The 14025-nt window shown below is 51.5% G+C and carries 14 protein-coding genes; 5 read left to right on the forward strand and 9 right to left on the reverse strand.

Annotation, left to right across the window (positions count from 1 at the left end):
* Positions 1–20: 20 nt before the first annotated feature.
* The 8 genes from A6U95_RS11875 to A6U95_RS11910 all read right to left on the reverse strand — a co-directional run bounded on the left by A6U95_RS11875 (position 21) and on the right by A6U95_RS11910 (position 7986).
* Positions 21–785 carry an SDR family NAD(P)-dependent oxidoreductase gene (locus tag A6U95_RS11875; RefSeq protein ID WP_065684638.1) on the reverse strand — a complete coding sequence of 255 codons (765 nt, stop codon included), beginning with the start codon at positions 783–785 and terminating at the stop codon, positions 21–23.
* A 35-nt stretch (positions 786–820) separates the two neighbouring features.
* Positions 821–2128 (reverse strand): MFS transporter, encoded by a 1308-nt coding sequence (locus A6U95_RS11880; protein ID WP_065684639.1) that lies wholly within the window; start codon positions 2126–2128, stop codon positions 821–823.
* Between the two features lie 123 nt (positions 2129–2251).
* A complete protein-coding gene (locus A6U95_RS11885) occupies positions 2252–3298 on the reverse strand; it encodes a LacI family DNA-binding transcriptional regulator (RefSeq protein WP_065684640.1) in 1047 nt (348 codons plus the stop codon).
* 397 nt (positions 3299–3695) lie between these two features.
* Positions 3696–4001 carry a type II toxin-antitoxin system RelE/ParE family toxin gene (locus A6U95_RS11890; RefSeq protein ID WP_065684641.1) on the reverse strand — a complete coding sequence of 102 codons (306 nt, stop codon included), beginning with the start codon at positions 3999–4001 and terminating at the stop codon, positions 3696–3698.
* Positions 4001–4255, reverse strand: a complete 255-nt coding sequence (locus A6U95_RS11895; RefSeq protein ID WP_065684642.1) for a type II toxin-antitoxin system Phd/YefM family antitoxin — start codon at positions 4253–4255, stop codon at positions 4001–4003. Before A6U95_RS11895 ends, A6U95_RS11890 begins: the two co-directional genes overlap by 1 nt.
* Positions 4256–4388: 133 nt before the next feature.
* A complete protein-coding gene (locus A6U95_RS11900; RefSeq protein ID WP_065684643.1) occupies positions 4389–5135 on the reverse strand; it encodes a DUF3142 domain-containing protein in 747 nt (248 codons plus the stop codon).
* A complete protein-coding gene (locus A6U95_RS11905) occupies positions 5105–7282 on the reverse strand; it encodes a hypothetical protein (RefSeq protein ID WP_065684644.1) in 2178 nt (725 codons plus the stop codon). Before A6U95_RS11905 ends, A6U95_RS11900 begins: the two co-directional genes overlap by 31 nt.
* Before the next feature lie 122 nt (positions 7283–7404).
* Positions 7405–7986, reverse strand: coding sequence for a LuxR C-terminal-related transcriptional regulator (locus A6U95_RS11910; RefSeq protein ID WP_065684645.1), 582 nt, complete (start codon positions 7984–7986; stop codon positions 7405–7407).
* Between the two features lie 262 nt (positions 7987–8248).
* On the opposite strand from A6U95_RS11910, the gene A6U95_RS30665 reads away from it, so the two are divergent.
* The 3 genes from A6U95_RS30665 to A6U95_RS11920 all read left to right on the forward strand — a co-directional run bounded on the left by A6U95_RS30665 (position 8249) and on the right by A6U95_RS11920 (position 10040).
* Positions 8249–8527, forward strand: coding sequence for a hypothetical protein (locus A6U95_RS30665; protein ID WP_139102366.1), 279 nt, complete (start codon positions 8249–8251; stop codon positions 8525–8527).
* Between the two features lie 216 nt (positions 8528–8743).
* Positions 8744–9559, forward strand: a complete 816-nt coding sequence (locus tag A6U95_RS11915) for a winged helix-turn-helix domain-containing protein (protein ID WP_065684646.1) — start codon at positions 8744–8746, stop codon at positions 9557–9559.
* A gap of 4 nt (positions 9560–9563) precedes the next feature.
* Positions 9564–10040, forward strand: coding sequence for a hypothetical protein (locus tag A6U95_RS11920; RefSeq protein WP_065684647.1), 477 nt, complete (start codon positions 9564–9566; stop codon positions 10038–10040).
* A 19-nt stretch (positions 10041–10059) separates the two neighbouring features.
* Here the strand turns inward: A6U95_RS11920 and A6U95_RS11925 are convergent, their stop codons facing one another.
* The gene (locus tag A6U95_RS11925) at positions 10060–10956 is read right to left on the reverse strand and encodes a LysR family transcriptional regulator (RefSeq protein WP_024482999.1); all 897 of its coding nucleotides are present in this window, start codon (positions 10954–10956) and stop codon (positions 10060–10062) included.
* 260 nt (positions 10957–11216) lie between these two features.
* On the opposite strand from A6U95_RS11925, the gene A6U95_RS11930 reads away from it, so the two are divergent.
* Positions 11217–12533 carry a M20 family metallo-hydrolase gene (locus tag A6U95_RS11930; protein WP_065684648.1) on the forward strand — a complete coding sequence of 439 codons (1317 nt, stop codon included), beginning with the start codon at positions 11217–11219 and terminating at the stop codon, positions 12531–12533.
* Positions 12530–13981 carry a M20 family metallopeptidase gene (locus A6U95_RS11935; RefSeq protein WP_065684649.1) on the forward strand — a complete coding sequence of 484 codons (1452 nt, stop codon included), beginning with the start codon at positions 12530–12532 and terminating at the stop codon, positions 13979–13981. The genes A6U95_RS11930 and A6U95_RS11935 overlap by 4 nt, the downstream gene beginning before the upstream one ends.
* The last annotated feature ends 44 nt before the right edge of the window (positions 13982–14025 follow it).

Raw genomic sequence — 14025 nt, forward strand, 5'->3', positions numbered from 1 at the left:
TTATCAGCGGCTGGGTTGACTCACATACGGTAAATACCGCCGTTAATATCGATGGTGGCGCCAGAGACGAAACCGTCATATTCCGAGGCGAGGAATTTAATCACCCGAGCGACGTCCTCCGGACTCCCCGCGCGGCCAAGGGGAATACCGTGGATGGTTTCATCGGCAGATTCCTTGCTGGTATGCAGGTTATGGAAGCGAGTGCCAAGAATAAGCCCCGGCGCTACGGCATTAACCCTGATGCCATGTTCACCCAGTTCCGCTGCCAGGGAGCGGGTCCAGGTTAATACCGCCCCTTTGGCAGTGGAGTACACCAGTGAACCAGAATGCCCGCCGGAACGGCCAGCCAGTGAGGCCAAATTGACGATGCTGGCTCCGTCCTTGGCGCTTTTTAAGTAAGGTAGCGCGCTTTGCGTGACGTTCAGCATGGTCGTCATATTGACATCTATCACCGTCTGCCAGAATTGACGGTCGATCTCACCTAGCCATTTACGGGCGATAATGCCGCCCACGTTATTGATCAGTATGTCTATCCCCCCCAAAAACTCGGCGGCGGCAGCGACGCATCGCTGGGTATCTGCGGTATCGGTTAAATCAGCATAACCATAGGCGGCACGTTGACCGCGCGAATGGGCTAACTCAGCCAGTTCCTTTGGCCCCTCTTCGCCGCTGAAGTAGTGGATGTAGATGTCACACCCGGCGTTAATCAACTGCTCTGCGGTAGCTTTGCCAATCCCCTGCTCGGCCCCGGTAATAAACACTTTCTTACCCGTTAGATTTCCCATTTTATTGCCTCTTGATTATTTGTAGATAAAACCAGTTATGAGCGAATAACGCCTTCACGCTGTTTGGCGCAGTAAAAAATGCAGATCAATCCGGTAACCAATAAACACAGCGACAGGAAAGCCAGCCCCGGAGTATTACTGTTAGTGACGTCCTTTAATAACCCGACTACGTAAGGCGCGACAAAACCCCCTATATTGCCGATACAGCTCACCACCGCCAGTCCGGCCGCCGCCGCCGCCCCAGTAGAAATATTGGCGGGCATGGAAAGGAATGAAGGAACCGAGGTATAGATACCTATCGCAGCAACGCTCAGGAACATCAGCGCAACAAATACGTTGTAGTTAAAGAACACCACGGCACCTATCAGGCCAAAGGCGGCGACAATCATGCTGATGCCGGCAAACACGCCGATTTTTTTGCTTTTACTGGCCCACAGGCTCCACGGATAAACCAGCAAGGCGGCCAACCCGTAGGGAATAAAGGCAATCAGGCTCACGCGGAAAATATCGTCGCCAGAGATGGCTGTGATGATGGAGGGCAGCCACATTCCGAAACCGTAGATCCCGCACACCATGCCAAAATTCAACATGGCGTATAACAGATACTTTTTATTTTTTATGCCCTGCACGAAATCAGACAGCTTGACCTTGGAACCCGATTTGCTGCGGGTGGTGTTGTCCATTAGCCAGGCTTTCTCTTCCACATCGAGATAGCCCACATCCTTCGGCGAGTTCTTGATAATAAATGGAATAAACAGGCCAATAATCACCGGTGGAACGCCTTCGAGGATAAACAGCCACTGCCAGGGTTCCAGGCCAAACCAGCCATGCTCAACGTTAAGGATCAGCCCGGAAATCGGTGAGCCGATAGCGTTCGACAACGGCTGTACGATGATAAACATGCCGAGGATCTTGGTGCGGTACTTCTCCGGGAAAAACACCGTGAAGTAATAGACGACCGAGGGGAAAAAACCCGCCTCACAGACACCCAGCATAAACCGACAGATATACAACTCCATCGGCGTGCGGACAAAACCCATCAATACGGCAAATATCCCCCAGGTGATGAGGATCCTGGCAAACCAGATACGTGGGCCAAACTTGATGGTTCCCGCATTACTGGGAATTTCAAACATAAAATAACCGATAAAGAATATCCCAGAGGCAAAGCCAAAAGCCGTGGCGGTTAACCCCAGGCTATCTTCCAATGCCATTGCCGCATAGGCCATATTATTACGATCTAAAAAAGCCAGAAAGTATAATAAGATCATTAACGGGACAATATTCAGCGTCATTTTTCTAATGGCACTGCGTTCAATTTCCTGAGGCGTTCTTTTTTGCATAATAGAATACTTCCAATGTTGTTAATCGGAATAATAATCTGCTACAGGCATGCCTGATGGATACAGGTATATTCACCTGATAATAAATAATGCTATTTAATCGTTCTCGTTACGCTATTCGCGTTATGGCGTAATGGTTATTACCGACTGGCGGCTGACTAACGTCGGCGGGAAAATAAACTCTTCAGGGACTAGTGTAGGATCCCCTACGCGTTGCAATAAGCGCTCCACCATCAAATGGGCCATCTCGGCAAGCGGTGGCATGACGGAGGTCAACGCTGGCCACACCAGCCCCGAGAGCGGAATATTGTCGATACCCACCACCGATATCTCACCAGGCACCGCCACTCCCGCTTCCCGCAGCCCCGCCAACAGGCCGATACCCAGAGCATCGTTGATAGCCACCACACCATCCGGGCGCGGAGAAAGAGCAAGTACCTGAGCGGCTAGGGTAAAGCCCAGTTCGGCCATCTCGGTATCGCCATACTCTCCGCTGGCTTTGCCTTCTATCACCCGCTGCTGAGCGGGCAGGCGATGATTACGCACCACGGTGAGAAACCCTTCAATCTTATGGCTGCGGCTCATGGTCAGACTGGCCTCGGTGGCAAAGACGATATTGCGACAACCGCGTTCGATCAGATGTTGAGCCGCCAACCGCCCGGCCTCTACGTTGTCCATTGAGACGCTGTCGAATAACCGGGCATCAGCGGTGAAGCTCCCCGCCATCCGGTTATCGTAGTTGACGATCATCATTCCCATTTCGGCAGCCTGTGCAAAATGGGTCTTACGGATATCACTCGCCGCAACGATAATGCCCCGCACCCCATGGGCGAACATATCTTCGATAAAGGTGCGCTCTTCATCTTCTTGCCGATAGGTGTTGCCCAACAACACCCGATAGCGGTGTTCTTTAGCCGCCAGGTCAACCTCGCGAGCCAGGGCAGAAAAGCTGGGGTTGACGATCGAGGGAACCAGTAGACCGATCATCCGGGCATGCCCAGTTTTCAACTGCTGCGCCACTCTGTTGGGCTGATAGTTCAATTCGCGCATCACCTGTTCGATACGCAGCCGGGTTTCCGGGCGCATTTGATTACTACGCCCATTTAACACGTTGGAAACGCTGCTCACGGAAACACCGGCGAGATGTGCGACATCACGAATATTGGCCATGTTTTCGCTCCCCCTCCGGTGCTGACGTTAATCGGTTAACTTATGCACGACACGCCATTAATTAACAGAATAATCAATACATTAAATATACGACCTGGCATTATCTGTATCGTTTTAGTGAAACGATGCAGATCAATTTATAGCGGAGATATGACTCAATCAAGCGACTTTACCAGCCGCGCCGCGGTTGCGTGATGCTTTTGTGAAAGCTATCAAGCCCAGCGCCATGGCATTACTAAACATGGTTAAAATCCCCGGCTGTTTAGTCAGTGTTTAGTGGTGGGGGTTAAAGGCTGGAACGGGGTTTGGATGGGTACTGCATGCTACGCCCCTACATAAATAGTCTGCAAAACAGGAGCGCAAAAAAACAGCCAAAGAAAGCTCCTTCATCCTATGTTCATATCCGACGATTTAATAACAACGTTGGTAGGCGACTCTGGTGAACAACGCCGATGATAGAAATTCCATCAGCGGCACGTTGATAATAGGTCGTATGGCTCATATACGGAAAACTCCATATATCCAACCCTAAACTCTCAACTTCATTAGTGCCCATCCCCGGCATATTAGCCAGATGCTGCATAGTGACACGCATTCCAGCCAAGTATTCCCGTGCTGTCAACGAACCAAACTGCCTTAGAGAAAAACCCTTTATTACGCACAAATCCTCTCGCGCATCGTCAGTCAGTTTGTAGTTAACCATTAGAGATCCTTCATCAACTCGTCAAATACCTGATCACCCTCATGCAACTGGCCAGCCTCTGCCTGAGCAATGGACTGCGCAAGCTTGGCGCGCAAGCTTTGCAGTTTCAACGCCTCAAACTCGTTGTAATCCTCAACAGACATAACCACTACGGAAGGTTTACCGTTTTTGGTGATGCTGATCGGCTCACGCTGAGCTTTAGTTATCATCTCGCCAAACTGGGTTTTGGCCTGGTTGGCCGTAAAGCTAATCATGGCAATTTCCTCAGTCGTTCAAATAGGTATAAATCGTTCGATTCATACCTATTTTTAGACCAGTTAAGTTCTGCCTACTAGCATAAGCAAATAATATGATTATCCAATTGATATACTTATATAAAATCAAAAACTATAGGCTCGTATTCAACAAAAAAACCACCTCACCGCGATAATAAGGCGATGTGGTCAGCCGCCGTTGCCACTCGGCGTTCCAGTCGCCCTGCTGCACCAGACCGATTTTGAAGGGGATTTGTAGCTTAAGTAGCGCGGGGAGATAGCGTTCATATTCCGTGACCGTGCGCCGCCCCTGATAGGTTTGGATCACCAACTCATCGATTGGCAACGCATTCAACTGGCTGACGTTACCGGTCTTTGCCCAATCGAGCAGGCCAGTCACTCCCAAAGCATATTCTTTGGGTAAACGACCGCGCAGTTTGTCGAGAAACTCCGCGTACTTATCCAGTTGATAGGTTGCCGCGTCAAAGTCGATCTGTAGCCCTACCACCCGATTGCCTGCCGCAGCCCAACGGGCAGGCAGACGCACCGCCAAGGCCAATACCTCGTCGGACATGTCCAGGGTTGCGACACGTACGGTGATCCAGACGGCAGGCGCCTGGAGCTTGCTCAACGGCAGTCCCAACTTCAGAAAACGAGCGCCCTGGCGGCCGTTCACGATTTCACCCTGATGGAGATAGAGTAAATCGGCCTGCTGCAACGCAGGCTGCGCCCAAACGCCGGACCAAAGCCAGAATGCGCGGTAATCATGCGCATTTACATACCGGCCAGTTGCGTTATCCGCCGCTGCAGCGGTTGCAAAGATCGGCAACCACAGCAGCAATAAGCGCATCACCAATAGTATTTGAGCTTTTGTTCCCATTGGTTACCTTTATACTGGCTCTTCAACAGGTTAAACCAACGTTGGCGAGTTTTTTGTGAGATCTCCTGCCGATCGCAGCTGTTGTAGCCGGAAGGTGAGAAACACATCACTGCCCGGTACAACGCATAGGTTTTATCTTCCGGTTCGGCCTTGGGATCGGCGATCACTTGCTGATAATATTTTAATCTGCCGTGCGCTTTATCTTTACTCAGTTCGGCTCCAGCCAGGTCATCCAACTGTTCATTGCCCCCCATTTCCGCTTCGGTGCTGATATCGGCAAAAGTGGTACGCAGGAACTCGGCCACGCAGTTCATGGCGTGCGCATCAGTCTTGTTCTTCGCCAATACGACAACGTTAGCGTCTAAAGAAGCACAGAAATAGCCAGGCTCGGTCCGACTGCCATCCCAATCAAAAACGCTGAGTGCAACATCACCAAATACCTGCGGGTCAGGCGTTTGTTTGATATTTTTTTTCAGCTGGCTGTCGTCAATAAACCCCTGATAGTCGCCCACCATCAAATCCTTAAACAGCAGCGTATGCAGAGCAATGGTCTTTTCTTCATCATTGGGTGCGCCCACGGCCTGCTGTTGCAGCAACGCTTTATTGGCCAGGCTTTTGAGCACCACGGAACGATAACGCAGGTTATTGATTGGGCTGTCCGGGGCAAAAATAGCCGCCGTTTTATTTTCCTGCACCAAGGCGGTGGCCAACATCAGCTGCAGATACTGTTGCTGGTAAGGGGCAAGCTTCATGCCAAGCAGATGACGCCAATGGGCTTCGGCACCCTGCCAATTTTCCTGCATCACCAGAGCATCGCCGTAGAGGATCTGTTGGCTGAACGCGATGAGATCGTTCGCTGCCAGCTGTGCCGCAGGCTGGATCGCCTTGGTGACCGCGGCATAATCCTTTTGCTGATAGAACAGCCAGGCATTATGCATATATTCCCAGAGCGGCAACTGATTGGCGGCAACAAACATTGGTTTGTACCCCTGCAGCATCTCATCGCTCACTTTCGGCATCGACTGGTTATCGAGATTGTATTTGCGCAGCCACTTCATGGTTTGGGTGAAGGTCAACAACGGGGCATCGGCACTGCTGACAAAAGGCTGTTCTGCGCTGTCATAAGGAATGTTGCGGCTCAGCAGAATTTGGTCGCCTTCATCAATCATCGCGCCAAGCGTATTGATATCGGAGGCCGCGGTTATCTGGCTTTCATACAGCTGTGCCAAACGCGGCCAGTCGGACAGATACCAATTCACCCGGCGCTGTAATCCCTGCACGGAATCCACATATTCGCCTTTGGGATAAGCGGCCAGATAAGCCTGCGCACGTTGCAATGCCAGGGCCCCCGCCTCTTTATTAGCCCGCTGTGGATCGAACATGCCGTACTGATCCGTGGCATTTTCAGTGATCTGGTTCAAGGCCACGCGGAACAGCATATACGCGGCGGTTTCGGCTACCCATGGTTGATCCGATTCTTTAAGCCGTTGGAACCCGGTATCCGCATCGGCAAACTGCCCCTGATAAAACTGTTCCGCACTGGTGAGGTAATCTCTGAACGCCGCGGCATGGGAACCTGCGGCATAGTTTGCCATCAGCGGTAAAAATTGCTCCGGCTGCGCTTCACCCCGATAAATTTTGGCCCGGCGCAACGCCAGTAAGTCGCGTTCGGCCTGATCTAACTGCTGGTCTGCCAGCAGGGCCTGGAAAAATTGGCTTAATGAGTCTGGATTATTGGAAACCCAACGCCCCTCATTTTCTGTTGAAACCCCGGTTAATCCCGACGGTTTAATGCCTAAGCTTAACGCCTGCATATTGAGAGGATTATCCTGCAGCACGGCAGTTTGAGCAGGTGCGGTGACCTGATCGGTTTCAGTAGCGGCCTCACCAGGGAACAGGCCAAACGTGTATCCTCTGCTGCGGCTAATATCCTGCGGCAACGACGACAGTGCCACGGGTAAATTGCGCATTCCCGCTGACAGCATCAGCAGATTGACGCGGGTATCATTATCGGCGGCCAGGTAGGGCACACCGCCCATTGCGCAATAATCGCTCCAACGGCACCCGGTTTCATCGGAAGAGGCCTGTACGAACTGGCTGGTACCAGCGATGGTTGAGACCACCGCGGCTACTATGAGTTTTTTCATCGATGTCCTTACTTATCTGCAGTGCTCACTCTCATCCCGAGTGAATTTTGCCTGAGATAGTGTCGTAAGCATGGAGAAAAAACAATACGGCGAAAACCAACCGGCATACGCGGGCTATTCCCCTACCACAGGCCACCTTGCCGCAGCCAGTAATATAATTCGCCATTACGCTTGAAGCCGAGCTTGCGCATCGCCGTGAGTTTATGGGTGCTGACGGTCTTGACGTTAAGCGAAAGTTTACTCGCAATCTCGTCAGGTGTTAATTCCTCTGAGATCCCTTGCAAAACGTCGCGCTCGCGCGGGGTCAGATGCAAATGCCGACACGGACTTACCGTATTGTCTGTCAGAGACGACCGACTTGCCTGCTCAAACATCTCCTCAACCAAATGCACCACGGCATCAGGCCGTTCCTTGCGACCTAATAGTGCGAGCTCATGCTGACGTATTATATTCTCAGCGGCCGTATCACGTATGATAATCGTCCCAAGCCGCCGGTTATCTGGCTTTTCCCGGCGAGAATTAAACCGCGATGACCAGCCAAAGGGGTTGACACAAACCATCAGGTCGATCGCTATCCCAGGCGCAACTGGCACAAAACTCCATGTACAGCCTTTAGCCAGAAAATAGTCTTGCAAAATATGTTGAATGCCCAGAGCAAAATAACGGTTGCTATCCTGAATAGCGATAACAATATGTGGTGTCATTTTAGTTCCTTATGAATCGGCAAGAAAATACGGCGATAATATGGGTTTCATTTATATGGCAAATCATCCTTGACGCTGTCGCCCCTAAACAAGGGATGCGGATACCTCCACATGCCAAAAATAGGTTATACCTATAATGACGTAGCCGATTACTGGTCAGATAAAGTGAAGCTGGCAACCGCCTTGAATTTGCCTTTGGTAACAGTGGCAGACGCGCCATCACCCTGCAGATAGTCACTGAAGTTCAGGGTATTATGCCTTTTTGCAACTGTTGGATGGTGGTTGGCTCAGTCAGTTTAATAGGACCGTTAGCATCCTCAATGACAAGACTAGCCCCAATATCCAAGGGTCTGCGACAACACCGACGTTGTCGGTGAAGAAAGCAGTCACTTTACCGATTTCACCATTACGTACACTCTTTAAACGCTTTCGCCAGTGGTTTGGCGTTGCGATAAATCTTAATGATCAGATAATGAACAAGCAAAATAACCTGATTAATAAGCAAAAATTAGAATTAATTACTAAAAATTATAAATTTTAATATATTTAATGCTGTTTTGAGTGAAAAAAAACCGATAAGCGAGTAGGTAATACTGTCTTGAATTCAACTAGTTATTATTGCTGAAAAAATAGTTCAAATCAGGGTTGACTACGGTAGCGGGTTACCACTAAATTCCTACGCACAGTTAAACCATTAAGACTATTCTTATCACTGGACGCAGTTCAACACTAACACCAAGGATGCTCGGTTATCGCCATGAAATATATAATAAACCTTAATATTATCTTTGATCCTGACAATAGAATATTGACGGTTAAAAATGACATTCAGCAATCTGTTGAATTATCAAAGCCAGCAACCCGGTTACTCAGTGAGTTGATTAACAACAATAGGGTTAACCTTGCTCGCGATGACCTGCTAAAAAACGTCTGGGCGGACTATGGTTTTTCGCCGTCTAATGCCAGCCTGAATAACCATATTAGTGAGTTACGCAAAGCCTTCACTAATCTCGGCGTGAGTAAGGATATCATTTCCACCGTTCCTCGCGTCGGTTTTAGAATGGATGCGGAAATCCATCCGATACAAAAATCGGAGCAGGGAATAACAGAAGAGGCATCGGTAACCGGGATTCCTGTCACTGAAGAGTCCACTATCTCTTCAGAAACCCTACCACCGACAATGACCGAGCAAGGAGAGCATCAATCTATCTATTTATCGTTAAAAAAACACAAGATGATAATCTACATACTTGCTCTTTTATTGTTACTGACCACGATAACTGGCACGACAATGCTGCGACACAACAAAAAAGAGAGCGTGAACTTCGTGGTGACTCATGAAAAATGCAGTATCTATAACTTAAATGACGACAAGCCAAATAAAGATTTTACGGCTAAAATCGTCAAGGAGATAGCAGCGGAAGGCATAGACTGTTCACGTGAGGATCTGGATGTTTTTTATGCAGAGGCACACCCTAATAACGACCGTTTCAGAGTCCGGCTGCTCGCTGCCTGCAGTAAAGTTGATGCCACCAGCTATAAAAATTGTTTAAATTACAAAACAGTAGAGTAATAACATGAAAAAAATCGTCGTAGCCCTGCTGTTGGTTATTAGTTTATGTTCAGCCCTTTTTTATATTTATCAGGTGCAGTCCCGAAAGCCGTTCCATTGCGATGCTCAATTATTCGCGCACCTCAGAATCAATGAAGCTGACGAAGTTGAGGTTAACACTCATATCGACGTCATTTTTAGGTCGGCATATGATGGGATTTTGAAATTTTCTGGCTCAATCAAGAATAAGGGCAATCACTATATTCTAAGAAGGACCGTCTACTTTACCGTCGCCCCGTCGGAGCTGGAAAACGTGAACGAAATCGTCTTTATCCGTACAGAGAGCCACCCCACGGATAATACGCCAGCAGATCTTTGGCAGAACAGAGTGTTACCGCAAACCCCGGGCATCGGGTTTTACTCAAAGATCAGGGGTTTAGATAAAAATGCCATTATTATCAAAGGGTTTACTAATCCTCTGATCGTCTGTATTCGCCGCTAGCGGCACCATGGATAGACAGCTACCGGCAATGCTGCCTGAACAGGCGGGCCAGGTAGGCGCCCATCGGTGTGAGCGTCGTATCCTTTCGTTGGATCAGGTAGAAGGTAGCTTGTGGTAAGGCTTCGTCCAATTCCAACGCTACCAGATGGCGGCCCAGGATCGGATCGGAAATCACATCAACCGACAAAATGCTGACAAAGTCACTCTGCGCCACCAGGCTGGTACAGGCCATAAAGGTTTCGCAGGTGACGCTGATCGCCGGTGCCATCCCCATATCACCAAACAGTTCATGTAGCAGGCGGTAGTAGCTGCCATTGGGGGTTGGCATAGTCCAATCGCAATGTTGCAGCTCCTTGAGCGTGCGGGCGTTCTCACACGGATGCCCCTTGCGTACCACCACCTTGTATTCTCTTTCCATCAGCCGCTCAAAGCTCAACTCATTGTCCATGCTGCTGGGGTAGTAGGTATTAATGGTAAAATCCAACTCCCCCTGGCGTAGCTCCGGGATCATCGAGACCAGCTGCCCCTCCACGATGCGCACCTTCACATTGGGATATTCGCGGTGAAACTGGGTGATCACTTTCGGCATTACCGTGCGGGCAACGCTGCCACCGACGCCGATATTGACCGAGCCGCCCGCTAGCCCCAGCCGCTGCTGAATATCCTCCTGCGCCACCCGCAGCTCTTCGAGGATCAGACTGGCATGCTGAAAAAAGTTATCACCGCAGTCGGTTAATACCACCCCTTTGCTGCGGCGGACAAACAGCTTGGCGCCGAGCACCTCCTCCAACTCCTGAATCGACTTGGTCAACGCAGGCTGGGAAAGGTTACAGGTACGGCTGGCGGCGCGAATACTGCCCTGGCGGCTGACTTCCACAAAGGCGCGTAACTGGTGCAATTTTATCGAGGCTGGCATAGGCGATTTGCGATAACCGTTGTTTATCAGTAGCAAGATATTGGCATCTTATTTAACCCGATACCATTGTGTACATTCGAAAAAAACATAATAAATAACCCAATCATCATTTCGCTTATTTAAACGCAGTATCGCGCTCAATAAGCGCCATTCACGGCTTTTAGCAACTAATTACGCAAATATTCAATTTTAATTTAATTGCCTGACCTCCACTGCTGCCTGAATTTCATTCAAGGCGTGATAACTAATGGAAAACTGCTATGAACACTCCGCTTTCAACGTTGGTGACCGAACTGTATCCGCAACTGCAAGCCTGGCGCCGTGACTTCCACCACCATGCCGAATCCGGCTGGCTTGAATTTCGTACCGCTTCGCTGGTGGCGGAAGAGTTGGATCGATTAGGTTACCAGTTGCAACTTGGCCACGAGGTGATCAACGCCGAAGCCCGCATGGGGCTCCCCTCTGCACAAATCCTGGCGGCGCAGGAGCAGCGAGCCATCAAACAAGGTGCCCTGGCGAAGTGGCTACCCTTCTTTTCCGGCGGGTTTACCGGCATTGTCGCCACGCTGGATACCGGCCGCCCGGGCCCCACCATCGCCTTTCGTGTCGATATGGACGCGCTCGATCTCAACGAACTGCGGCATCCCGACCATCTGCCATTCCGTGAAGGTTTCGCCTCCTGCAATAGCGGCATGATGCACGCCTGCGGGCACGATGGGCATACCACCATCGGCCTGGGGTTGGCGCGGATATTCAAGAGCCTGGAGCCACAGCTGCATGGCCGCATCAAGCTGATCTTCCAACCGGCCGAGGAAGGTACCCGCGGGGCCAAATCGATGGTGGAAGCCGGCGTGGTCGATGACGTCGATTTCTTTACCGCCGTGCATATCGGCACTGGCGTGCCGGCCGGGGAACTGGTGTGCGGCAGCGATAGCTTTATGGCTACCACCAAGCTGGACGTCACTTTCCGTGGCGTGGCCTCCCATGCCGGTGCCAAACCGGAGGATGGCCGCAATGCGCTGCTGGCGGCGGCTCAGGCTTGCGTTGGGCTGTATGCCATTCCCCGCCACAGCGAAGGCAGTTCACGTATAAACGTTGGCATGTTGCAAGCGGGCACTGGCCGTAACGTCATCGCAGACAGCGCCCTTATGAAGGTAGAGACACGCGGCGCTACCAATGAGATCAACGAGTTTGTTTACCAACAGGCGCTCAACGCCATCCAAGGGGCAGCGACCATGCAGGGGGTGGAGTACGACATCGCCCTGATGGGCGCAGCACAGAGCAGCCAGCCGACGCAACCTTGGGTGGATTACATCCATCGCCAGGCACTCAGCATCAGCGAACTTAGTTCAGTCGTTGATCGCCGCGAGCAGGCTGCGGGCTCAGAGGATGCCACCTACATGATGGAACGGGTGAAATCTCACGGTGGGCAAGCATCCTATGTGATTTTCGGTTGCGAACTCAGCGCCGGGCATCACAACGAGAAATTCGATTTTGACGAGCAGGTACTCACCGTGGCGGTAAAAACGCTGGCCACCCTGGCACTGAACCTACCGACTTTTGGGAGCGCAGTATGAAACAGCCGGAACTGGTCTCTTTTATTCACCATTACATCGATAGCCATCAGGCCCGTTTCAGTGCCTTAAGCGATGAGATCTGGGATCATCCGGAAACCCGCTTTGCCGAAATCCACTCCGCCGAACTACTGGCAAACGCCTTGGAACAAGAGGGTTTTGAGGTTGAACGCGGCGTCGGTGGTATCGAAACGGCGTTTATTGCCAGCTTCGGTAGCGGCCATCCGGTGATCGCCTTATTGGGTGAATACGATGCATTGGCCGGTCTGAGCCAGCATGCGGGCTGTGCCACCCCGTCTCCGCTGGTGGAAAACGGCAATGGTCATGGCTGTGGGCATAACCTGCTCGGCACCGCCGCACTGGCCGGGGTCTTTGCGGTTAAAGCCTGGATGGAACAGCAACAGTTAACCGGCACGATACGCTTTTACGGCTGCCCAGGAGAAGAAGGCGGCTCTGGTAAAACCTTTATGGTGCGTGAAGGGCTGTTCGCCGATGTGGATGCCGCTCTCACCTGGCACCCGGAAGGCTTCAGCGGCATGTTCAACACCAGCAGCCTAGCCAACATTCAGGCCGCGTTCCGTTTCAAAGGCATTGCCGCTCACGCGGCCAACTCGCCACATCTCGGCCGCAGCGCGCTGGATGCCGTGACGCTGATGAACACCGGTGCCAACTTTCTGCGTGAACATATCGTGCAGGAAGCCCGACTGCATTATGCGGTCACCAATACCGGCGGCAGTTCCCCCAACGTGGTGCAGGCCGATGCCGAAGTGTTGTACCTGGTGCGCGCTCCCCAGCTCGATCAGGTGCAGGATATCTACCAACGCTTGGTCAACGTTGCCAACGGTGCAGCGCTGATGACCGACACCCAGATGACGGTGCACTTTGAAAAAGCCTGTTCCAACTACGTCCCCAATCGCCGCCTGGAAAAGGCGATGTATCAGTACGTGTGCGATTTCGGCTTGCCGGATTACAGCGACGAAGAGCGGCGTTTTGCCACGGAGATCCGCCAAACGCTCAGTAAAGACGACCTGCGTAATGCCAAGCTGAACATTTCGCGTACCGGTGGAGTCGCTGGGCAGGAATGGGTAAGGCAGTTGGGCGATAAGGTATTGATGGACGAGGTCGCCCCCTACGTGGAGTCACAAGAAATCCTGTACGGCTCTACCGACGTCGGCGACGTCAGTTGGGTCACGCCAACGGCCCAGTGCTTCAGCCCCTGCTTTGCTCTTGGGACGCCGTTGCATACCTGGCAGTTGGTCGCCCAGGGCCGAACCTCAATAGCCCATAAGGGCATGTGCCTGGCAGGTAAAGTGATGGCCGCTACCGCCGTCGCATTACTGAGCGATAACGCCTTGCTAAACGCTTGCCGCGAGGAGTTCCGCCAGCAACGTGCCGAACAGCCATACCAATGCCCCATCCCTGCGGGGGTGAAACCTTCGCCTTTGAAGTAAATCCCGACCGTTCTGGCTCCCGTTCCGAGCCAGATCACCATCGC

The organism is Serratia sp. 14-2641 (genome assembly GCF_001692375.1).
Lineage (GTDB): Bacteria > Pseudomonadota > Gammaproteobacteria > Enterobacterales > Enterobacteriaceae > Chania > Chania fonticola_C.